The sequence below is a fragment of the Herminiimonas sp. Marseille-P9896 genome (assembly GCF_903993245.1).
In the GTDB taxonomy this organism is placed as follows: domain Bacteria; phylum Pseudomonadota; class Gammaproteobacteria; order Burkholderiales; family Burkholderiaceae_D; genus Oxalicibacterium; species Oxalicibacterium contaminans.
In genome coordinates this window covers 746,754-770,628 of record NZ_CAJEVT010000002.1, presented here as the reverse complement: position 1 = coordinate 770,628, position 23,875 = coordinate 746,754, and the positions used below count along the sequence as shown (strand labels likewise).

At 56.4% G+C, this 23,875-nt stretch carries 16 protein-coding genes; 9 read left to right on the top strand and 7 right to left on the bottom strand.

What is annotated here, in order from left to right:
• Nucleotides 1–5 precede the first annotated feature (5 nt).
• Together H7U06_RS09045 and H7U06_RS09040 are read right to left on the bottom strand one after the other, a co-directional pair.
• Nucleotides 6–2,414, bottom strand: coding sequence for a DUF1631 family protein (locus tag H7U06_RS09045; protein ID WP_175625797.1), 2,409 nt, complete (start codon nt 2,412–2,414; stop codon nt 6–8).
• Between the two features lie 240 nt (nt 2,415–2,654).
• Complete coding sequence (locus tag H7U06_RS09040) at nt 2,655–3,371, bottom strand: pseudouridine synthase (protein WP_175626098.1); 717 nt, start codon at nt 3,369–3,371, stop codon at nt 2,655–2,657.
• Between the two features lie 188 nt (nt 3,372–3,559).
• Here H7U06_RS09040 and hisC point away from each other — a divergent pair, with 188 nt between their 5' ends.
• Entirely contained in the window at nt 3,560–4,627 is a 1,068-nt protein-coding gene (gene hisC, locus H7U06_RS09035; RefSeq protein WP_175625796.1) for a histidinol-phosphate transaminase, read from the top strand.
• Nucleotides 4,628–4,738: 111 nt separating this feature from the next.
• Nucleotides 4,739–4,951 carry a DUF2970 domain-containing protein gene (locus H7U06_RS09030; protein WP_230089586.1) on the top strand — a complete coding sequence of 71 codons (213 nt, stop codon included), beginning with the start codon at nt 4,739–4,741 and terminating at the stop codon, nt 4,949–4,951.
• A 57-nt stretch (nt 4,952–5,008) separates the two neighbouring features.
• Here the strand turns inward: H7U06_RS09030 and H7U06_RS09025 are convergent, their stop codons facing one another.
• Nucleotides 5,009–5,941 (bottom strand): methyltransferase domain-containing protein, encoded by a 933-nt coding sequence (locus H7U06_RS09025; RefSeq protein WP_175625795.1) that lies wholly within the window; start codon nt 5,939–5,941, stop codon nt 5,009–5,011.
• Between the two features lie 201 nt (nt 5,942–6,142).
• Complete coding sequence (locus H7U06_RS09020; RefSeq protein ID WP_175625794.1) at nt 6,143–14,923, bottom strand: GH36-type glycosyl hydrolase domain-containing protein; 8,781 nt, start codon at nt 14,921–14,923, stop codon at nt 6,143–6,145.
• Between the two features lie 384 nt (nt 14,924–15,307).
• Here H7U06_RS09020 and H7U06_RS09015 point away from each other — a divergent pair, with 384 nt between their 5' ends.
• Entirely contained in the window at nt 15,308–15,745 is a 438-nt protein-coding gene (locus H7U06_RS09015; protein WP_175625793.1) for a PPC domain-containing DNA-binding protein, read from the top strand.
• 62 nt (nt 15,746–15,807) lie between these two features.
• Here H7U06_RS09015 and H7U06_RS09010 read toward each other — a convergent pair whose 3' ends face one another.
• The gene (locus H7U06_RS09010) at nt 15,808–16,563 is read right to left on the bottom strand and encodes a fused MFS/spermidine synthase (protein ID WP_175625792.1); all 756 of its coding nucleotides are present in this window, start codon (nt 16,561–16,563) and stop codon (nt 15,808–15,810) included.
• 126 nt (nt 16,564–16,689) lie between these two features.
• Here H7U06_RS09010 and H7U06_RS09005 point away from each other — a divergent pair, with 126 nt between their 5' ends.
• The 6 genes from H7U06_RS09005 to H7U06_RS08980 all read left to right on the top strand — a co-directional run bounded on the left by H7U06_RS09005 (nt 16,690) and on the right by H7U06_RS08980 (nt 22,415).
• Nucleotides 16,690–17,505, top strand: coding sequence for an ABC transporter permease (locus tag H7U06_RS09005; protein WP_175625791.1), 816 nt, complete (start codon nt 16,690–16,692; stop codon nt 17,503–17,505).
• Between the two features lie 27 nt (nt 17,506–17,532).
• Entirely contained in the window at nt 17,533–18,516 is a 984-nt protein-coding gene (locus tag H7U06_RS09000) for an MlaD family protein (protein ID WP_175625790.1), read from the top strand.
• Nucleotides 18,513–19,175: a hypothetical protein gene (locus H7U06_RS08995; protein WP_254873189.1), complete on the top strand. Its 663-nt coding sequence runs from the start codon at nt 18,513–18,515 to the stop codon at nt 19,173–19,175. The genes H7U06_RS09000 and H7U06_RS08995 overlap by 4 nt, the downstream gene beginning before the upstream one ends.
• Before the next feature lie 149 nt (nt 19,176–19,324).
• Nucleotides 19,325–20,086 (top strand): translesion DNA synthesis-associated protein ImuA, encoded by a 762-nt coding sequence (imuA, locus tag H7U06_RS08990; RefSeq protein ID WP_175625788.1) that lies wholly within the window; start codon nt 19,325–19,327, stop codon nt 20,084–20,086.
• Between the two features lie 98 nt (nt 20,087–20,184).
• Nucleotides 20,185–21,813, top strand: a complete 1,629-nt coding sequence (locus tag H7U06_RS08985; protein WP_175625787.1) for a tetratricopeptide repeat protein — start codon at nt 20,185–20,187, stop codon at nt 21,811–21,813.
• Between the two features lie 2 nt (nt 21,814–21,815).
• Nucleotides 21,816–22,415 carry a sensor histidine kinase KdpD gene (locus H7U06_RS08980; RefSeq protein WP_175625786.1) on the top strand — a complete coding sequence of 200 codons (600 nt, stop codon included), beginning with the start codon at nt 21,816–21,818 and terminating at the stop codon, nt 22,413–22,415.
• Between the two features lie 7 nt (nt 22,416–22,422).
• On the opposite strand, the gene H7U06_RS08975 is transcribed toward H7U06_RS08980, so the two are convergent.
• Together H7U06_RS08975 and H7U06_RS08970 are read right to left on the bottom strand one after the other, a co-directional pair.
• Nucleotides 22,423–23,112, bottom strand: coding sequence for an energy-coupling factor ABC transporter ATP-binding protein (locus tag H7U06_RS08975; RefSeq protein WP_175625785.1), 690 nt, complete (start codon nt 23,110–23,112; stop codon nt 22,423–22,425).
• Nucleotides 23,112–23,816 (bottom strand): ABC transporter permease, encoded by a 705-nt coding sequence (locus tag H7U06_RS08970; RefSeq protein ID WP_175625784.1) that lies wholly within the window; start codon nt 23,814–23,816, stop codon nt 23,112–23,114. Before H7U06_RS08970 ends, H7U06_RS08975 begins: the two co-directional genes overlap by 1 nt.
• Nucleotides 23,817–23,875 lie beyond the last annotated feature (59 nt).

Genomic DNA, 23,875 nt, shown 5'->3' with positions numbered 1-23,875 from the left:
AAGAATCAGGCAGCATACTGCTGGGTGCCACTGGCATTCAGCAGTGATTCCATAGCCCTGTCGAAGATAGGCGCAGACTCCACCATCCCCACCGATCCCTCACGCAAACCCTTGATCAGCGCGATCGAGGAGTAGACCAGCAGGCGTGGCCGTGCTTCGGGCGCATTGATCCGAAACAGATAGAAAGACTGCGCCGCATCTATCCACAGCAAGGTCGCAGGCTGATAAGCACCTTCGTGCCACCACTCGGCCTGGGTACCCACATGCATGCCACCCAGCCATTTGGCATCCGAACTCATCAAGGTACCAAGGTCGCTATCCAGATGCAGGTGTGCCTGCACCTGGAATTGCTGCAATGCTGTTTGCAGGCGTTCATGCGGCACAGTAGGTGCGTGTATCTCGGTAGGTTGCGCTGCCAGTGCACTGCCTATATGCAGCGTAGAGAAGTGTTGCTGCAGGCTCAGCAATGAGCGTGCACCTTTGATCTGGTTGCCCTGTATCGTGCGCAGTACTTCGGCATGCATGGCGACCAGTTGATCCAGCACCTGCTTGCTTTCGATGTCCGACATCAGCAGCAATTGCAGGCCGGTCTTGATTCTTTGCACCAGCTTGGGCAAGAGCCGCATCAGCGCACTGCGCTCACTGGCATCGAGTTCTTCCTGCACGCTCCACAGCAAGTCTGGCACGACTTCACGATATGGCGTTATGTCCATGCTGTCGTGTTCGCTGACATACACCAGTACCCGGCTCCACACCTTGATCAGGAAATCGACGGCGCGCTGGTCGGTCTCTATCGATGACAAGCGTTCGCGCAAGGCATTCACGGTTTGCACCACCAGTACATCATGCTGCTGCGGATTCTTTTGCGCGTTTTCCAGCGCATCGATGGCGCGCAGGACTTCGGCGTCACCAGCATGCAAGGCATCTGCCACTGCATGGTTCAGATGCAGGCTGGCGGTTGTAAACACCTGCATATCCGCATTGAAGTCCCTATTGATGCAGGCGATCGCTTCCGCCATGCCGGCATAAATCTCTTGCCCCGGTGTAATGCTCGCATTCAGGCCACTCGCAATCGAGGCTGCGCGATTCAGGAATTGGCGCGCCGGATGATGCGCCAGCTGCAGGACATCGGCATCCAGCATCGCAGCTTTCACAAACGGAATCCGCAATTGCGCCAGCAAGTCACGGAAAGCCGGAGACAGCATTTCGTCAGCAGCTATATATTCGAACAGCATGGTGGTGACATCCAGTCCCACCCTGTCGATCTCACTGACCTGATCCAGATTCAGCACTTCGCGCAAATCCGCTACTGCTTCATTCGCATCAGCTGCGACAGCACCGCCCTGTGTTGCCACACCTGCCTGCTGCATTTGCTGCAGTTGTTTAAACAAGGGATGGGCGTTGGCTTGCTGACCTGCAGCTTTAACTGTTGGCGCATTGGGTGCACCATCAGGGAAACGTAAATTGGGTGGTATGCGACCCGGCGCGGACTGGTTAAAGATCTTCCAGACAAAATCTTGCAATTCAATTTGCCCATCCGACGGCAAGACCGGCATGCTATTGCCCTGCTTACCCTGCTTTTGTAATTGCGAGAGTACGCGCTCCAGCGCAGGTGACGCCGGTACCGTTTCATGCAAAGTCGGAAAACCGTTGACCACGCCGGTCGTGATGCCACTCACCAGCCCGGTAGACAAACCCGCGTCAACAGCTGTCGCGCGATAGGCACCCTGGTTCGCCAGCGCCAGCATTTCACGTTCGCGCTTGCTCAATGCGCTCGGACGCGCCAGCAGGCGTGCATGCACGCCATTCGACTCAAACACATCGCGGATCGCGGAAAAATACTCTGGCAGTTGTTCAGCCAGTGCACCGGACAGATGATCGAACAGCATTGCGCAGACATTGCTATTGCTATTCATTTCGCACAGCACATCATGCAGTGCGCGCGCCATCAGGTAGGGACGGAACGGGTTCTCACGTTCACGCACATCATGCTCATCGTGCAATTGCGCGATCATCAGGTTCAGCCGCCCCAGGCTTTGCTGGTCAGCCTCACGCAGACGCAGCACGCGGCGCTCCACTTCAATCTGACGTGTCACGGTATCGTCGTCCATCAGGGCCAGCGTATCCACCGAGACATCCTGCAGGCTCATACGCAAGTCGCGATACATGGTTTGCATGCCGCGCTCTATGTAGCCGATGTAACTGAGATTTAAACGTTTGAGGAACTCTTGTCCATGCGTGCCCAGGAAGTCGCGTGAAGCGGATATCCATTTTTGTTCATTGGCTGAACCGGCGGTCGGAATTTGTTGTGCCAGGCTGACGTTGGCATCTTGCAGCATGTGCTCTGCGAGGGCAGAGAATCGGAATAAGGCGCGCTCTTTGGCCAGTTGGATAACAGGTTTAATCGCGTGCATTACAGTGACCGTCTCCGACGAGGGTTTGTGTGTATTTTTTTGATCATAGCGTAATGCATGGAATGTGACGAGACCGCGCTGCAAGGCGTGTTGCAAATGTTAGATTTAACCTGACATTTGTCTCTCATTACACACATTTAACGCTAATTTACAAATTGCAGATACAGTTGAAAACAAACGGGCTTGCTGACGGCAAGTTCAGCAAGCCCGTTCGTGGCAGGACTCAGGTGCCGATCTGGATTAAACCGGAGCCAGCAAAGCCAGCTGCGCTTCACTCAGGTAGGCCCACTCGCCCTCTTCCAGCTCCAGCGATTCCAGTGTCAGGCTGCCGATGGCAACGCGACGCAAAGCCGAGCAATGATTCCCTGCCGCCGCCAGCATGCGTTTGACCTGGTGGTATTTACCCTGCTCCAGCACGATTTCCAGTTCATTCGCACTCAGCATGCGGCAGGTTTGCGCAGCCAGCGGCGCCGGTTCATCGTGCAACTGCACGCCGCCCAGCAATTGCGCGATCAGCTCCGGCGTGACCGGATCCGCGGTGGTGGCAACATAGACTTTCGGGATATGGCGCTTGGGCGACGATTGCGCATGGATGAAAGGTCCGTCGTCCGACATCAGCAGCATGCCGGTCGTATCGTGATCCAGTCGTCCGACCGGTTGCAGTTCACGCCAGGTGAATTGCTCAGGCAGCAGCGTCAACACACCGGGATGATGGCTGGGCTTGCGCGAGCATTCAAAGTTGGCTGGCTTGTTCAACACGATGTAGACGTGTTCACGATAACGCCAGACTTCATCAAAAATCGTGAATTCGAGGTCGCTGGTATCGAAAGCGGCGCGGTAATCGGTCACGCTCTCGCCATTAATGCTGACTTCGCCGTCTTCTATCAGGTTGCGGCAGTATTTTCTGGTGCCGAATCCCTGCGATTGCAGGATACGGTCTAGGGTCAATTTACTCATGGCGGCACTGTACCAGAATGAGGCCGATTTATCAGCCGTGGCGCGTGCAGACATGCATAAATCCTTGCCCCGGCCACGCTTTCCTTGTCACAAGCGCAAGGATCTTTCCGTCCCCGCCACTTGGCGATTTTCTATTTAGCCACCGCTCACGATAAAATGCGCATATCTATCGAAAAAGGAAAGCAGTCATGAGCCAGTTCTGGAGCCCTATAGTGCAAACACTCACGCCGTACGTACCGGGTGAGCAACCGAAATTGCCGGGCTTGATCAAGCTGAATACCAACGAAAACCCATACCCGCCGTCACCAACCGTCATGTCGGCACTGCACGCGGTCACCGCAGAAACGCTGCGCCTCTACCCCGATCCGGACTCCAGCGCGCTGAAACAGACGCTGGCTGATTATCATCAGGTAGCGACCAATGAGATTTTCATCGGCAATGGTTCCGATGAAGTGCTGGCCTTTGTCTTCATGGCCTTGCTCAAGCACCAGGCACCTTTGCTGTTCCCGGACATCACCTATAGCTTCTATCCGGTTTATTGCAAACTGTTTGGCATCGACTATCAGGAAATCCCGCTGGATGAGCAAATGGGCATTAAGCTGGCCGACTACCACGACCAGTCCTGTGGCGGCATCATCTTCCCGAACCCGAACGCACCGACCGGCATCGCCCTGCCACTGGCTGCAATCGAAGAACTGCTGATCAAGCAACCGAATGTGGTAATTGCTATCGATGAAGCCTATGTCGACTTCGGTGGTGAGACTGCCTTGCCGCTGATCCATAAATATCCGAACCTGCTGGTGATCCGCACCTTCTCGAAGTCGCGCTCACTGGCTGGCTTGCGCGTCGGCTTTGCGATGGGCCATCCCAAGCTGATAGAAGCGCTGGAACGCGTGAAGAACAGTTTCAACTCCTATCCGCTGGATCGTATGGCGCTGACCGGTGCGGTTGCCAGCTATGGCGACGAAGTTTACTTCCAGCAAACCCGCAAGGCGATTATCGACAGCCGTGAACATATGACGCAGGAACTGGAAAAGCTCGGCTTCTCGGTGCTGCCATCAACTGCCAACTTCATCTTTGCGCGCCATGCGTCGCTGCCCGCCAGCCAATTGGCAGCCGGTTTGCGTGAACGTGCGATTATCGTGCGCCACTTCAACCATCCGCGTATCAACCAATACCTGCGCATCAGCATAGGCAATCCGGATGAATGCAAGGCACTGATCCAGACCATGCGTTTGTTGACATCCGAGCACTAACCGGCAGAATTTCCCGTACGCACGTGTCTGCTACGGGAAATATCGTCGCATCTGATGCTGTGTAGCCGGGCATACCAGGAGTATGCTTTTGCTGACCTGAAGGAGAAAATGATGTCGGAACCGATCAAGCAGGAACCCGAAAAAATGTCGTTTTTCGCGACCATGGGTGCGATTTTCTGGTCCTTCATCGGCTTGCGCCGCCGCTCGGATTACGAGAAGGACAATACCAGCCTGAATCCGTTCTATGTGCTGGCTGCCGCGCTGCTGGGCGTCGCTATCTTTATCGGCATCCTACTGCTGGTCGTTTCCCTCGTGCTCAAATAAAAATAGCGAGCCTGCTGCGCTCGCTATTTTGCTTCTTGTCCTGCCCCGCGTTACTTATCAGGCATATGCCGCCACATGCTGGCTCTGCGCCGCCCATTCCGCTTCCACCACATGCAAATGCTGGGCACGCAACGAAGCTTGCAGCGACGGGATCGAACCGCCCGCCTTGTACTCCAGGCTGACGTATAGCTGATCGCCTTTTTGTACGCTGACTGGTTCCGCCAACGGCAAGACCAGGTAATGATTCAGCCAATCAACTGTCGTTGACTGTTCCATCACGACGGCCAGGATATTCTTGGTCACAAAACGCAGGGCATTCACCGTGCCGTCGTGTTCGATCGCAAACACACCTTGCCACGCGATTTGCGCCGGTACGGCCTGGGTGAAATCCAGCAGGGAATAAACCGAAGGCTGCGCCAGCTCAACGCTGCCAGGCTGGATGAAAGTCGGTTCCTGGAACTGTACGATAGGCGCGTTATAACCCTCGAAGCAGTAATCCTGCTGTAAAGGCTGGACCGCCATGATCATCGCTTCCGGGATGAAGAGTGGCAGCGGACCACCGAATTTCTCCAGATAGCGCTGCTTGAAGGACTCAATCACCTGCACCTGCTTCTCACGCAGCATGGCGACGTGGATCATTTCACAGATGACGACATCGACCGGCTCCGGCGGCAGGTATTCAAAGGCATCGCCCTGTATCACTTCCACCTTGTCACCGTTTACGTTTTGCGCCAGGAAACGCTTCGCTTCTGCTACCAGGTCCGGGTTGTACTCGACGCACCAGACTTTTTCTGCTTTGGCCGCGGCAAACCATGACAGCACACCAGTACCGCCACCCAGCTCCAGCACCTTGGCGCCCGGCGCAACCAGATGCGTGATCGCTGCCTTGAAGCCCGACATGCGTCGGTTGTCCATCAGCATATTGTGGTGATAGTGGACAGGAATGAATTGGCCCAGGTAACAGCTTTCTAATTCGCGTTCGGTCAGCATCGTTTCATCCTTATGGATAGTCGGTGAGCGTTCGTACCCGGTATGGGTATGACGGCATGGAACACCATTATCGTGATTGGATGCAGAAGCTAAGAGCCGAGATGCGAGGCTTTTGGATAGCTATTCGCGGTTTGGAAAAATCTGGCTGATGATGCAAAGCAACGGATGCCCGGCTCGGCACCCACTGCTTCCGGACATGAGTCAGACGGTCGGCAAGACCGGCGTGCCCATCAGCACGGTAACGGTATGCGCTGCGCCATCATCACGCATGGTGACGAATTGATCCGGCATCACCACACCATCCAGCTCTACCCGCAGCACACCCTTGCTGATACCGGTCGGATTCTGGATCGTGATGTTGTAGACCGTCGCACCATAGCGATAATGGAGCTTCGCATTCCGCCATTCATTCGGCAGACAAGGATCGAGGCTGAGCCGATCCGCCTGTACGCACAAGCCCAGTATCGACTCTACCCCGGCCCGGTACAGCCAGCCTGCGGCACCGGTGTACCAGGTCCAGCCGCCGCGCCTGACATGTGGCGACTCCGCATAGATATCGGCAGCCACTGCGTACGGTTCGACCTTGTATGCGGCCATGCCGGTGCGCGAACTGCTGCGATTTGCCGGATTGATCATCTTGAACAAGTCATGCGCCTGCCCGCCCTTGCCCATTTTTGAATAAGCGATCAGACACCACACGGCGGCATGCGTGTACTGTCCGCCGTTTTCCCGCACGCCCGGCAAATAGCCTTTGATGTAGCCTGGATCCAGCGGCGTCTTGTCGAACGGCGGTGTGAAGAGCAGGATCAAATCATCGCCCGGCCGGATCAGGTATTGATCCACTGAGTCCATCGCACGCTGGCTACGCTCCGGCTCGCCCGCGCCGGAAATGACCGACCAGCTCTGTGCGATCGAATCGATACGGCACTCGGCATTGCTGGCCGAACCTAGCGGCGTGCCATCGTCGAAATAGGCGCGGCGATACCATGCACCATCCCATGCATGCTGCTCGGTAGCTTTCTTCAGTTTCTCTGCATGCTTGCGCCAGCGCGTCGCGCGCGCCTTGTCCTTGCGTGCTTCCGCTACTGGTGCGAAACGCAGCAAGGTGGCGTACAGGAACCACGCCAGCCACACGCTTTCACCTTTACCACCATGCCCGACCCGGTTCATGCCATCGTTCCAGTCGCCACCGCCCATCAACGGCAAGCCATGCGGCCCGGTATGCAGGCTGTGATCCAGTGCACGCGCGCAATGCTCATACACACTCGCGGTTTGTTCCGAGATATGCGCTTCGAAATAAGCGTCTTCCTTCTCCAATGGCAAAGGATCGCCTTCAAGGAAAGGCTGCATTTCATCGTAAATCTGCGCATCGCCCGTCACACCGACATAATGCGCAGCGCAGTACGGCAGCCAGATTAAATCATCCGAGATATGCGTACGCACGCCGCGCCCGCTGGGCGGATGCCACCAGTGCTGCACGTCGCCTTCCGGGAACTGGCGCGATGACGCACGCAGGATTTGTTCACGCGCCAGGGTCGGCGCGACCAGTGCCAGTGCTTGCGTGTCCTGCAACTGATCGCGGAAACCATAAGCACCACCAGCCTGATAGAACGCCGTACGCGCCCAGAAGCGGCAACTCAGGGTCTGATACAGCAACCAGCCGTTCAGCAGGTAGTCCATCGAACGATCGGGTGTTTCTACCTGCACCTTGTGCAAGATGTTGTGCCAGTTACGCTGACTGCTTGCGAATACTTCTTCAATATTGGCGGCGCGATAACGTTGCACCAGCGCACGCGCCGTATCTGCGTCATCGGCCTGCCCCATCAGGAACACAATCTCGACTTCGCCATCGACTGCAATCTCGACCTGGGTCTGCAGTATACCGCAAGGATCGAAACCGGCACCAACGCGATTCGACAGCACGCTGCCGTGCGTCAGGGCTTCAGGCTTCTGGAAGTTGCCGTTGCGGCCGATAAACTCCTTGCGATCACCGGTCCACGCAGTCTGCTTGCCACACAAATCCATGAAAGCCACCCTGTGGCCGAATTCGATATTCCACGGATTGCGCGCAAACAATGCACCACTCTCGGCATCACGTTCAGTCGCGATGAAAGGAACGTTGTCGGCACGGGTCGCACCCATCGCCCATTCGATATAGGAGCTGAGCGACAGGCGACGCGCACCACGTGATACATTTTTCAGGCGTAAACGACAGATCTTGACCGGATCATCCCAGCTGACGAATTGCAGCAATTCACTGACGATGCCACTGCAATTGAGCTCGAAGCGACTATAACCCTGCCCATGCCGCGTCGTGTAAATCGCATGCGGTACGCGGATAGGTGAGATGGTCGGACTCCACAGTGCGCCACTTTCTTCATCACGTATATAAAAGGCCTCACCGGAAGGATCAGAGACCGGATCGTTGGACCATGGCGTCAGCTTGTTTTCCCGGCTGTTCTGGCTCCAGGTATAGCCCGCACCCCGCTCGGATACGGTGAAACCGAAAGTCGGATTGGCAATGACATTAATCCACGGAGCTGGTGTGACCTGATCCTGCCCCAGCACGATCACATATTCACGGCCATCCTTGTCGAAACCACCGAGGCCGTTGAACAGCGTCAGTTGCGGCGGCACGCTAGGCGGTCCGGCACGCGGACCCTGAATTTCACGTTTAAGCCACGAGAACGGCGGATTCTCTTCCACTTCAGGACGCGCCTGCAATTGTTCAGCCAGACTACCCTGCCCGCCTTCCAGCACCACACGTGCAGAAGCGAGCAACAAGGTACGCTCATCATCGGTAATGACATCTGCCCTGACGATGTATGCACCGCCACGCTCAGCCTGCTCCTGCTGCGCCGAGAAGGCTTGCGCTGCACGTACCATGCCTTCCATTGCTGCCTGCAGCTCCTGTGCGTAGGACGCGCCTTTCTCATTCAGGATCACCAGATCCACTGGTAATTGCTTCATGCGCCAGTATTCATGCGCGCGCAGCAATTGCGACACCAGACGCAAGTCTTCCTGCTTGGCCATGCGCAGCAGGACGATAGGCCTATCACCCGAAATGCCCTGCCCCCACAAGCCGGCATGACTCAGGCGCATGGAACGTATCACCCGGCCACTGGCCCGCGCGCTGCGATCGGAAAACAGGATGCGACTGGCCAGATGCTGGAACAGTTCCGCTTCGTAATGCTCGACACGCAGGTAATGCAATTGCACTTGCGCATGCGTCCACACCAGCGCCGAAACCCGCGCGAAGGCAGAGCCGTCATGGTATTTATCGGCGAGGCTGAGGATTTCTTCGCGTGAGTTAGCCGCCATCGTCGAGAACACCAGATGCACAATCTCACCCGGTTCCAGCCGCACCCGAACGCGCAAGCTGAAGATAGGGTCCAGCACCGCACCTACCGTATTCGATAAAGGACGACCATCAATGATGGACAAAGGATTGCTCACGCCCTGGCCGCGGCCTATGAAACGGGCTCTGTCAGTTTCATACTCGATACCAACCGCACTGTCGCTGCCTTCACCACGCGCGACTACATGCGCCGCCCACGGCCGGGGTTCACCATCCTTGCGTGGCCGACGCGAGGCCAGCAAGCCACGTATCTCGTGCAGATACTCGGTTTCGACAAACAGATTGGAAAATGCCGGATGCGCAATATCAGCCGCGACCGGAGCCAGCAACACTTCCATATACGAAGTCACTTCGATGTGGCGCGTACGGGTACCGTTGTTGGTCAGGGTCAGGCGGCGCAACTCGGTATCGTCTTCCGGCGACACGATCACTTCCAGCATGCTGGAGATAGAACCATCGGCACGCGAGATACGCACCCTGTCCTCGGCGAACTTGACCTGATAGGAATCCGGCTCGACCGCAGTTGGCTGGAACCCAGCCGACCAGTACGTACCGCTTTCGGAATCGCGCAGATAGATGTGACTGCCCCAGTGATCGCGGGTCGCATCTTCACGCCAGCGCGTGACACCCAGCTTATTCCACAAGCTGTAGCCGGAACCGGCCGCCGTCATCATCACCGCATAGTGACCGTTCGACAGCAACTGGGTTTCCGGCGTCGCCGTCATTGCACTGTCGAATTGCCGCGCCACGCCGGATTCCGGCATCACCACAGTCGGCCGCTCGCGTTCTTCGCGCAGTGCCAGCGACGCTGGTTGCACCCAGCGCGGTTGTGATTCGTGCAGCAATAGTTCGGCCGAACGAATGATAGGCTCGTGGTGGAAGCGATGACGCATCACATTACGATTGATCACATTCCCCAGCGCCACCAACAGCATGCCCTGGTGATGTGCCATATAGGCACGCACAGTGGCCATGGTCTGGTTCTCCGCACGGCGTCCCGGGGTGAAATCCAGCGCTTCATAGAAACCATAACGCCCCAGTGCGCCTATCTCTGCCAGGCGACGGAAGTTGGCGACCGCGCTCTTGGGCATATACATCGCTGCCAGTCCGGTTGCGTACGGCGCGATGACGATGTCTTTCTCCAGCCCGCGTTTGAGACCCAAGCCCGGCACACCGAATGCAGAGTATTGATAGGTGTAGGCACGATCACGCACATTCATCGCGGACTCGGATACGCCCCACGGCACATGACGCTCCTTGCCGTACTGAATCTGGCGCGCCACGATGTCGCGACAAGTCTGGTCCAGCATGCTGCCGCGTGGCGACGAAATCACCAGCGATGGCATCAGGTACTCAAACATGGAGCCCGACCATGAGGCCAGGACCGGCCCGTTAATGCCGGGCAGCATACGACGTCCGAGGCGGAACCAGTGGGACGGCGAAGCCTGGCGCTCAGCGATCGCGACCAGGCTGGCGAGGCGTGCTTCCGACGCCAGCAAATCGTAATAGCTATCGTCCAGCCTGCCTTCGTCCGCGTTGTAACCAATCGAAAACAATTGCCGCTCCGGCGACATCAGGAAACGGAAATCCATCTCCGTTGCCATCTCGCGTGCAGTCGCTTCCATTTTCTCCAACCTGTCCAGCCATTCAACCGCCAGTACTGCCGCCTGCATCAGCGCGCCATCCAGTGCATCGAACAATTGCTGCGGGATGACGTCCGGGTCGAGCCGGTTTTGCGCGTTGAACAGTCGCGCGATGTCGCGTCGCGCTGCCAGATAGGCTGCGGGTAAATCTTCCAGTGCGATGTGTATATTGATATTGCTATTGATGACTTGCCACAGCTCGGGATGACTGCCGCCATCCTGTTCTTCCAGATGCACCCACGGCATCATCACGACGAAATCATTGCAATGCATGCGTACTGCGGCGCGTAGTTCATTGGCCCAGGTCAGCACTTCATTGTCGGGACTCTTGACCTCTACCGAAAACGCTTGCGCCAGGTCGAACAGATGCTCTGAGCGCTCGACCATTTTTTCCCAGAACGCATATGCAGGCGATACTGCATTCGTGGTCAGCAGGAAGTCGCTGAATTGTTCGACGCTTTTACGCAACTCATGAATGCTGACTGCCTGCGTGCGCAATTCATGCCCTATGCCATCGATTGCCAATCGCAACAGCAGCACAGCGTCCCGCATGCCCGCCACGATAGTCGGCCGCAGCACGCTTTGTTCCTTCGCATCCTTGCAGGCCTGTGCCAGTGCAAATAAGTGTCCGGCCAGATTGCCGCTGTCTACCGTAGAGATATAGCGCGGCGACAACACTTCCAGCCGTTCGGTCTCATACCAATTGTAGAAATGACCGTGATAGCGCGGCAGCTTCTGCAGCGTCTCCATCGTCGCTTCCAGCCTGTGCATCACGTCTGTCAGGCCGATCCAGCCAAAGTCGCGCGCGCTCACCACCGACAGCAGATACAAGCCGAAATTGGTAGGCGAGGTGCGATGCGCAATCACCGGCTGCGGATCTTCCTGGAAATTATCCGGTGGCAGGAAGTTGTCCTGCGCTACGACAAAGGTCGTGAAGAAACGCCAGGTGCGGCGCGCCACCAGACGCAATTCGGTCTCTTCCGCCACATCCAGTTCTTCGACATTGGTATCCACCGGCGGCAAGCTGATCGCGCGTGCGATCAAGGGGCCAGCCAGCCATAGCAGACAGAACGGCAGTCCCAGCCATAAACCGGCCGGATCAAATACGGCAAGCGCGACTATGATCACTACCGCGATGACCATGCCCATGCGGCCACGCCAGAAGAAACTGCTGTATGAATACTTCTTCGCGCGCCGCACCTGGGCCGAGGTAATCCACTCCAGTAATTTTTTCCGGGTAAAGACCAGACGCACCAGCGTCCGCACTATCGCATCCAGCATCAGCCAGGAATACTGCGCCAGCATCGCGAGCGAGATAAAGACCACTGCCATGGTATCCGGCAGCACGGCCAGACCGCGTCGCCAGTGCGCCCTGAAATTGAGGTCATCGCGGTGCGGCAGCAAGTCAGAGAAGAAACGAAAGACGGCTGGCGGTGCCAATCCGACTATCGCCAGCACTAACCACGGCCAGCTCGGTGCTCCGGTCAGGAAGAAGCTGGCAACAAGAGTCAACAGTATCGCAGGTGCGGTCAGCGAGCGCCGCATGTTATCGGCGATCTTGAGCCTGTCTATGGTCGACATAGAAACGCGCCCGGTATGCAGCAGCCACGGCAACAACTGCCAGTCACCACGCGTCCAGCGATGCTGGCGTGCGGCTGCTTCTTCCACATGCGACGGGAAATCTTCAAACAACTCGACATCATTCACCAGCGCGCAACGCGCCAGCGCACCTTCAAACAAATCATGGCTGAGCATGGTGTTTTCCGGCACCTTGCCGGACAAGGCACGCTCGAAGGCATCGACGTCGTAAAGCCCTTTGCCGGAGTAACTACCCCAGCCGAATACATCCTGGTACACATCAGATACCGCCCCACCGTATGGATCTACCCCGCCGCGCGCCGAGAAGAAACGACGGTACAAGGTGCGCTCCTGCTGCATAGGCAAGGTAGGTGTAATGCGCGGCTGCAGGATGCCGTAGCCCTCGATTACCTGCATGGTGTCCGGATCATGCCGCGGCTGGTTCAACGGATGCACGGCGACACCCACCAGCGCGCGTAACGCACCTATCGGCAAACGCGTGTCAGCATCCAGCGTCACCACATAGCGCACATTGCGCGGTACTGGTATGTCGTCGAGTAAAAAGGAGGTCTCTTGCGCGTCACGCAACAAGCGATTGAACTCATGCAACTTGCCACGCTTGCGTTCCCAGCCCATCCACTTGCCTTCGCTCTCATTCCACAAGCGGCGACGATGCAGGACATAGAAACGTGTCTGTCCGCTTTTGCTCGGGCCATAACGCGTATTCAGCTCCGCGATACAACGCCGCGCCTTCTCCAGCAAAGGAAGATCTTGCGGCATGTGCTCCTGTTTCGCATCAGCCCAGTCAGACAACAAGGTGAAATACACTTCGCCGTCCGGATTCGACAGGTAATGCGTCTCCAGTTGCTGTATCTCTTCTTCCAGCCCTTCTTCACTGGTGAGCATGATGGGCACCGCCACAAAGGTGCGCATCTTGTCGGTGATATCGGCCAGTTCGACACGTGGCAAATGGCGCGGCCAGAACAGCCGCATCAAGACCTTGTTGATGAAAGCCACGGCGATGTCGACAGCAGGAAACAGACCGGCAACGACCAGCAGCGTCAGCCATATTGGCGACACCTCCTTGCCGTAGGTCGTCCACCATGGAAACGCCAGTATCAACACTGCCATCGAGAGTATGGTCAGCGGGTAATACAGGCTGGCATGCGCAATGTAATGGCGACGCAGTTTTTGTGTCAGATGAGGTATGTAACCCAGCTCCGCTTCAAGATCACTGCGACCACGACCCAGCAGGTAGTAACCGGGGTCGAGTGCACGTTCATCTGCCACGATATCCTCGGGTGACATCTGACTGCGATGCGATTCTATTTTGCGCACCAGCGCATCGGCAATTTGCTGCTCGGAGTAGCGCGCGTTCAGCGCGATGTGTTGAATGATCTTGCGATAACGATCACGCGTCAGGAAATCCAGTTCGGCGTAATTGGCCAGGGACAGCAGCTTCTGTTCGACCAGGCTGACGGATTCAAAGAAGACGCGCCAGTCATATGCCGCTATCGTGCGCATGCTGGTGATGATGTTGCGTATGGTCTGGTTCGATGCCACCTGCGTCGTATGTTCACGCAGGACGATGTCATCGATGGTCGGCCCCTGGTCCAGCAGGCGTGCACCCAATGCATCAAGCAAGGGAGTGAAACCCGGCTGCTGGTAACGCAGGCGTTGCACCAGTTGCACCACAAATGGCTGCAGCAAACGCCCCGGTGGCAGGACGATGCCGGGTTGTTCGTTCTCCGGCATTTTCTGTGCAATGACGATCAGGTCATTCGCGAAATCATCTGCAGCTTCACGCGCTGCCTGCGCCTTGACGACGCGTACTGCGACGCGACGCAAATGTTCGAGCAGCACTGCCCGCATCACCACTGGCAAGCTCCACAGCTCTGCCATCGTCAAACGTTGTACGGATTGATACGAGCGCACGAAACGCAGGAATATCTCGGGATCGAAATGATTGTCGGTATGTGCGGCGAACTCCCAGCACAAGGCATAGATACGTATCTGTCCGGCATGATCGCCACCGACGAGCTTGGGCAAGCCGCGATACAGACGCCGCGGCAAGCCTTCGACCACGCTGGCAACATTTTCATCTATGACGTGCAAGTTATCGAGCAGCCATTCTGCTGCTGAAGTAATTGCACGGCGCTCTGCAGTTGCGTGCTCGATGGCAGCGTGCGCAGCGGTCAGTATCTTGCCGTTTTCACGTGCGGCCGCAACCAGGCTGGCGGCACCGGATGCAGTACCGATTTTTTGTATCGCGGCAAGATGCGCAGCGTGTGCTTCAAGTCGCTCGGCGCTGAATATTTCCACGCGCACAGGTTCTTCCGATGGCGTGGACGCGTCTTCGGCAAAAGAAAAATCCAGATTCCGTTTGAGCAGTTTTTTAAACAAAGTGAACCTCACTTTGCTTGCAGGAAAAACTCAGGCGGATGCTTGGAGACATGACCTGGCCGCAACCAGGCTGCTTACAGATGAAACACTGCGTAAGGATAGCGTGCGTCCCGCATAAGGTACGAGCATGCGTGCAGGTAGTACTGACCATATTTCTTCCTCCCCGCTGACGCGGTTTTTAGATTGACATGGTGGTCCGTATTTTGCTCAGTTGGAGATGCAGAACAAACAAGAGTTCCCAACTTTTTAGACATGCAGCAAGATGAAGAGGCGTAGCAAAGCGTATGTCCCTGATTACAGCTTATGGCTTGCCCCGGTCAGGGAACCGAAGCTGTACAGCTGTTGACAAACGATATCGAAGAACAATATGAGAGGTAGCTTAACATGCATAGCAAGATTATTAACGACGCACCGGAAAAGACCTATGTACTGATACTGGAAACCGGTGAAGAAGTCGTGTCACAAATCCAGCGCTTCGCCCGGGATAATAATTTGAACGCCAGCCGCTTCACGGCGATAGGAGCCTTTAGCAGCGCGACGCTCGGCTATTTCGACTGGAACCAGAAGGACTATGAAAAGATAGTAGTGAATGAACAGGTTGAAGTGCTGTCACTGATAGGCGATATCGCATTGCAGGATGGCGAAGCCAAAATACATGCGCATGTGGTGGTCGGCAAACGCGATGGCAGTGCACACGGCGGCCATTTGCTGGAGGCTTATGTACGCCCTACGCTGGAAGTGGTGCTGACGGAGGCACCCAGCTATCTGAAACGCAGCTTCGATCCGGAAAGCGGACTCGCTTTAATCAATCTCGAATGTTAATGCGTGTACGCTTGTAAAAATTACCGGCATTATTTTCAAATACTGATACGCGCGACCACTTTTCACACCAAGTGACGCGGATAAATCAGTTCCAGTGAAAATTGTCGACACATACGCATCATGGTGTCACGCAAACCGTCATCAGGCACATCGTCAGCCACCTTCAGCATCACGGCCAGATGACTATTCCCTGTTACCGTCTTGAGCCACCACAGGCGGCCCAGCGTGAACAGGGACTGCCCCTCAGTCAGGGCGACAGTCGCCGTATTCATATCGTCAGCCATATTCATCAACAAGATGCCACCGTCACGCAGCACGCGATGACAGTCATCGAAGAAAACATGGCTGCTCAACTCCGCTACCGCGCCGTCAGCATTGAAGCCATCAAGCAAAATCACATCAGTACTTGCTTCCGCCATCTCGCGTAAATAGCTGTGCGCATCGGCGTGCACAACTTGCAGTCGCTCATCGTCCGCCGGAATCATGAATTGCTCGCGCAGGGCAATCACGTCAGCATCTATCTCCAGCACCGTCAAACGGGTCGCTGGCAAATGTTTGTAGCAGTACTTAACGAGTGAGCCGCCGCCCAGCCCGATCAGCAGGATATGCGCGGGCGCCGGATTAAACAGCAAAAAGCCCGTCATCGCCTGTGTGTAAGGAATCAACAGCTCATCCGGCGCTGACAAACGCATCGCGCTCTGCACGATGCGCTCGTCAAACTGCAACGTACGTATATCGCCATCGTCAAAGACGAAGGGTTTGCCGCCATGCGACATGGCTTTGAGTCGGGCTATACGTTCCGGCTTGAAGAAATCCATATAAGTTTATTTGTCTGTGGATCACAAGATGCAAGCTTACGGCATTGCGCGTCGGATACAAGACTACTATGCATCGGTTCCGCTGGTGTGTGACTATAGAACAGAATTCACTGCTACCATATTCGCATGAGCGTAAAAGTACCCGTCCCGCAATCCGTAGTACGTACCGGCGGCGCAGCCTTCAGCTGGCTGCTGGGCGGCTGGCGCATACTCCTGTTCGGCGTCATCGTACTATCGCTGACCTTCTCTCCCACCACTTATAAGCGTGAGCATCGCTATGCGATTGCGCACCAGCTGGTACTCGGCACCAGTACCAACCTGATCTGGTTCTCGCTGCTGTCATCACTGATCAGCGTGATCCTGATCCGCATCGTGATGGTCACCGCACTGAGCTACGGCCTCTCCAAATACGCACTGGATATGGTGGTGCGCATGCTGGTGCTGGAACTGATCCCGCTGACGGCCGCCCTCTTCGTCGCCTTGCGCCGTACCTTGCCGGATGGTGTAGAGCTGGCAGAAATGCGCAGGCGCGGCGACCTGCTGGCGATGCGCCAGCAAGGCATAGACCCGATACGTGCTGAATTCTTCCCGCGTGCGATTGCAGGTATCTTCTCGGTCTGGATGCTGGCCGCAGTCAGTTGCATACTGGCGCTGATCCTGACTTATCTGTCGATCTACGGTTTCACGCAATGGGCACTCGCGGATTACACCCGCGTGGTCGGACAAATCTTCAATCCCTCGGTTTCGATGATTTTCCTGCTCAAGACTTTATTCTTCAGTCTTGCTGTATCGTTGATTCCTATGGCTTCGTCGCTATACGATAATCCGCGGGAACCACTCGCCAGCCGTCTCAAGGCTGCCAGCGAACTGGCAGCTATGGTCAGGCTATTCTTCGTTATCCTGTTGATACAGATTGCTTCCCTGATGGGCAATTATTTCTAATCCTGATAAAGGCTGCGCCTGATTGCCATGCAAGTACCACCAGAACAGACACCTAATCCAGCCTCACCGAACGCACAACTGCGCGCGGTGGTGCCGCACAACCTTGAATTCAAGGCCGCCATCCTGCTGATCTTCCTGATCGCCCTGATCGCGGGCTCGATCGCCTATCTGATGTATGCACGCGGTGCGTTCGAAGCGACGCAGGAGCTGGTATTGCTGGCAGATGATTCGGACGGCGTCAGCGTCGGCATGGACCTGACCTTTTCCGGCTTTCCGGTCGGTCGTATCAACCGCATAGAACTGGGCAAGGATGGCAAGGCCCGCATCCTGGTCGCGATTGCCAAAAAGGATGCGCACTGGCTGCGCAGCTCCAGCATCTTCACGATGGAGCGTGGCATCGTCGGCAGCACGCGTATCCGCGCCTTTACTGGCGTCCCTACTGATCCGCCGCTGGATGCCGGTGCCGAACGTGCCTTGCTGGTCGGTGATGTGGCGGCAGAAATACCGCTGCTGGTTTCCGCCGCCAAGCAATTAATCGACAACGTCAACAACCTGACCTCGGCCGAATCCGCGCTGAATGCCAGCCTGACCAACCTGCAAGGCCTGACCGACAAGCTCAATGGCAAACATGGCGCTTTGGGTGCGCTGGTAGGCAGCGACAAGGATGCACAAAAAATCCTGCAGACACTGGATCGCGCCAACGATGTACTGGCCAAGGTCGACGGCTTGCTGGTGAAAACCGACAAGCAGGTCTTCGGCAAGGATGGCGACAGCCAGGCCACCATCGTCCAGCTCAACGCCATGCTGGGCGAGGCACGCAACAGCCTGAAGAAAATCGACACGGTACTGGCCGATGCGCAAGTCATCAGTGGCAATGCCAAAGCAGCCAGCGGCGACCTCGGCTCCTTGCGCGCCGATGTGGATCGCAGCCTGCGCAAAGTCGAACAACTGGTAAATGAAATCAACCGCAAATGGCCATTTGCCCGCGATACGGAGTTGAACCTGCCATGAAGACTATCCGTCTCGCCCCTGCTCTATTAGCTACCCTGTTGTTAGCTGCATGCGCAGGCAAACCTGTACCTGACTGGCAAATCAATGCCAAGGATGCGACCGAACGCGCCAGCAATGCCTACCTCACAGGCAATACCCGCGTCGCCGATCAGGAATTCCTGTATGCCCGCAATGAAGTCACCCGCACAGGGCGCATAGACTTGCTGGCACGCGTAGAACTCACACGTTGCGCAGCCCAGGTCGCGAGCCTGGTACTGGATGGCTGCACCGAGTTTGAGAAATTGAGACAGGACGCTCCCGCTGCCGAAGTCGCCTATGCCAACTACCTGGCAGGAAAAATCCAGCCATCGGAGATCGCACAACTCCCGGCCCAGCATCGCGCAGTAGCCGGAGCCAGCTCAGACAGCGCCGCTGCCAGTGCCATGCTCGGCATCGAAGATCCGCTATCGCGTCTGCTTGCCGCTGGCGTCCTCTTGCAAGGCAAACGCGCGTCTCCCGCAGTCATTAGTGCGGCGGTAGAAACAGCATCGGCACAGGGCTGGCGACGGCCTTTACTGGCCTGGCTGGGAGTGCAGGCGATGCGTGCAGAACAGGCCGGGGATGCCGCTGAAGCCCAGCGTATACGCCGGAAAATGACGCTGGTGGAAGGCGGCAAGTAACAGGCCAAGACCAGGAAAGGCATGCAAGCCACATAAACGACTGTCAGCAAATTTATATAAAAAAACCTTTTATACTGTATGTTTATACAGTATATTGCTAACTCACCTGTTCATCGGGTGCGTTATCCCAAACAGCATTTGGAGGTTTTATGGCCGCAGTCGCAAGCAATTTCACTTTCCCAGCAGCGTCCTTTCCTGAATCGGCATGGTCGGCAGAAGCAGCACAAGCCGCTCGTGCGCACCCACAGCCGTCCGCTTATCGCGCGCTGGACCTGGAATTGCCGAATGGCGGCTGGCCTGCTTCGGTGCTGATCGAATTGCTGCTGGCGCAACCTGATATCGGTGAACTGCGCTTGCTGGCTCCCACCCTGACACGCCTGACACAAGAAGGCAAAACCGTTATTTTGCTGGCACCGGCGCATATTTCCGCCGCGCTATCCGACCTCGGCCTGGATAAGAACCACCTGATCCTGATTGAAGCCGACAAGCCTATGGACCGCATCTGGGCGGTCGAACAAGCCGTCAAAAACGTGCACTTCGGCGCCCTTCTGTGCTGGCTGCCGGAAGCTCGTCCCGATCATCTGCGTCGCCTGCAACTGATGGCAGCGGCCAACGATGGCCTGACTTTCGTATTCCGTCCGCTGGCAGCACAAAACCAGTCTTCACCAGCTCCTTTGCGTATGTTGTGCCAGCCCGCTGCTGATGGCCGCATGTCGGTAGAGATCATCAAGCGTCGCGGCCCGGTGCATTGCAAACCTATCGTGTTGCCGCTGGCGGTACCGGTCATCATGCATCGACCACGCGTCGCCCGCTCCTTAAGCTCGTCGGTATTCGAGATGCCCTCCTATACCATTGCGCACTCCGCACTGGCAGCGACCGCAGCCCGCCATCGCGCAGCCTTGCCGGTTTAATCCTGAATGTCGTTGCAAACACTAGTATAGAAAACATTTTTGATGGCAAGCACGCACACATAGCCGTATGATGGGGTATCCCAATTCCATGCCCCACAATGGCCACCATCCTCAATACCCGTCTTGCCAGGCTGCGCGCACTCGTTGTCGACGATATGCAGACGATGCGACAAAATATTCGCACCCAGCTCGGCCAACTCGGTATCGAGCAAGTCGACCAGTCCGTCACGCCGAATGATGCGATCAAACGCATACGCAATACCAATTACGACGTCATCATCTGCGACTACAACCTGAACAAGGAAACCAACGGCCAGCAAGTACTGGAGTACCTGCGCTCGCAAAAGCTGCTGTCGCCGACCGCCATGTTCTTCATGGTGACAGCCGAAAGCAGTTACGACAGCGTGGCCAGCGCCGCCGAATTCCAGCCCGATGCTTATATGGTGAAGCCACTGACCGGAGGCAAAATCGCTGATCGCCTGGAACGCCTGCTGGATCGCCAACAGGCGTTGAAACCAATCACGGACCGCCTGCAAATGAAAGACCTGGCAGGCGCCATCGCCGAATGCGATACCGTACTTGCAGCCGAACCCAAGTGGATAGTCGACATCCTTAAAATCAAGGGTAGCTCCGCGCTGGAGCTGGGCAATATCGAACAGGCGCGCTCAACTTATAACAAAGCGCTGACTTTGCGTAACGACCTGGTCTGGGCCAGGCTCGGCCTCGCACGCTGCGACCAGGCTGCCGGTCAGCTCGATCAGGCAAAAAAACTGGTCAACGAAGTACTGGAAACGAATGTTCAATTCGTCGACGCCTATGATTTGCTGGCGCAAATTGCTGAAGCTCAGGGCAATGAAGAAGCGGTACTCGACGCCTTCAACAAATCCTATGCAGTCATTCCATCTGCACGACGCAGCCGCCTGATGGGCGATGCCGCCTACCGCGTCGGCAATCTGGAACAGGCTAAGCAGGCATTCAACAAAGCGCTCACGCATACTCGTGGCTCGCTCACTGCACAGGCTTCCGATGCACTGTCACTGGCACAGGTACAAGTCGATATAGGCGATGCAGCAGATGCACTCGCCGTACTCAGCGCAGCAGCGCAGGACCATCAGGACGATCCCTACTTCGCCGCACGACAAGCCACGATAGCGGCACAAGCCTTTGCCCGCCTTGGTGATATGAACTCGGCACAAGCGGCTTTTGCTTCAGCCAAAGAACTGGCTGACGGCATACGTGCCGACATCCATACATTGACCCTGGCAAAAGCGGCATTTTGCGTCGGCCTGGACGAAGAAGGTGCACGCATCGTCGCCAAAGCCATCAAGGCCGATCACGAAAATACTCGTCTGGTCGCCTTCGCCCGTCGCGTACTGCAAGATACCGGCAATGAAGCGCTGATAGAAAAAGTCGTCGATGAATCCATCAGCGAAGGTGCGCTCATCGTCGAACAAGCGACGCAATTGATGCGCTCCGGTCAATTCGATGAATCGCTGGCCAAGCTGGAAGAAGCGCTCACTGCAACACCTGAAAACACCGGCGTGCTGCTGGCAGCCGCACAACTGCATTTGCTGTGGATGAGCCAGAAAGGACTGGATCGCAACTACGTCGAACGCGTGAACGCCTATCTGGCACAGCTCGATGTGTTGATGCCAAATAGCGAACGCGTCGCCAAAATGTATCGCTTCCTGCGTGAAACCCTGGTCAAAGCCAGCGTGGAGGCCTGAGTATGGATCCGCAACTGGCCGCCATCATCGTGCACGACCTGAAGAATGCGCTGGGAGAACTGGAAGGCGAACTCTCCGCGCTGACGCTAGACTTGGATCAGGGCAAGGCCACCGAAGCACACCATCACTGCCAGAACTTGCGCGACAAGATGGTGGGCTTCCTCACCTTGTACAAAGCGTCGGAACAAGGCTTGCACCCGCGCATCGAAGCGGTCAATCCGGAAGACTTCCTGAAAGGCTTGTTGCGCAATCACAGCAAAGCCGCGATCAGCATCACGCTGGATACCGACGACATGCCGCCGGTAGCTTTTTTTGATGAAAACCTGATGGGACTGGCGCTGGATGCAGCATTACAAAATGCCTTGCGCTTCGCCAAATCAACTATCGTGGTCGGCTGCAAAACCGTGGCTGAGGAAACGGTGTTTACGGTACAGGATGATGGACCCGGTCTCGGTACCGAAGAAGAAAAACAATCGACCGGCATGGGCATGGCCTTGTGTTCTGCCATTGCCGCTGCCCATAAGAATGGGGACAGAGAAGGACGCACCCGCTTGCACAACCTGCCGCAAGGTGGTGCGCTGTTCTGCCTGTATTTACCTTAGGTTCAGGCTAGGCCGGCGTCTCTGCTGACGGATGCAAATTCACCGGACGCATCTCCAGTTTGCCGTCACGGATTTTCAGGCGCTGTACGCCCGGCAAGGCGATCAAATCCCGGTCATGGCATGCCATGATGACGCTGCCACCTTCATTGACCAGCGTCGGAATCAGCGCAATCACTTGTTCACGCGCTGCACCATCCAGGTTGGCGGTCGGCTCATCCAGCAGCAACAACTTAGGCGACAACACACGTGCACGCGCCAGCGCCACACGCTGCTTCTCACCACCTGAAAGGAAGTTCGGTATGCTGGCTCGCAAGTGTGCGATGCCTGCCCATGCAATCGCTTCCTCTACTTTCTCAGCGATGATGTTTTTCGCCACACCGCGCACGGTTAAACCGTAGGCGATATTTTCTTCGACGCTGGTGGAAAACATGACCGGATGCTGGTGCACATAGACGATCGCATCGCGCATCAGGCGCGGATACGGTGACAGCTGGACGGTCTCACCCTGAAACTTCACCTCGGCCGTATCCGCCGATTCGAGTCCGGCCAGTATGCGCATCAGCGTGCTCTTGCCCGAACCGTTGGAACCCGTCAGCACATACGCCTGTGCCTGTGCGATCGACAAATCTTCTATATCAAGCAGGCGGCGCTGATGAAAGCTCTTTTGCAAACGCTGGATAGATAAAAGTGCATCCATTACATATTCCTCGCTGGGCGCGTATCACCCTGCAACAACATCATCGCGGCATTGATCAGCAAGGCGAAGGCAATCAGGACGATGCCCAATGCGATACCCTGCGCAAATTCGCCTTTGCTGGTTTCCAACGCGATCGCTGTCGTAATCGTGCGCGTTTCACCGGCAATATTCCCGCCCACCATCATCGCGCAACCGACTTCTGAAATCACCCGGCCGAAACCATTGATCACAGCGGCCATCACGCCGAACCGGACTTCATGCAATACCGTTAGCATCACGCGCCAGTTGGAAGCGCCGTGCACGATCGCGGTTTCCGCCAGGCGCGGATCTGCCGCCTGCACTGCCGACAAGGTGAAGGCAATCAATACCGGCAGCACGATGAGAACCTGACCGAGAATGATGCTCGACTGGGTAAACAACCATTGCAAGGAGCCCATAGGCCCTTGACGCGACAGCATCAGATATAGCAAAAGGCCGATCAATACGGTAGGCAGGGACAAGGCCGCCTGTGCGATCCAGATCACGATGCGACGACCAATGAATTCGCGGGTCGCAATCAGGTAACCGATCAGCACGGCGATAGGCGTGGCAATCAGCAAGCCGATAATGGAGGTCTTGAGCGAGATCCAGATGATACGCCATAGCACAGCATCGCCCGAAAAGAGCAAGCCAAAGGCAGCCTGGGTAGCTTCAATAAGGGACATAAGGAGACATGCGACTACAGCGTCGCTAATTCATTTTTGTAGCCGCAATTCTAACCCAG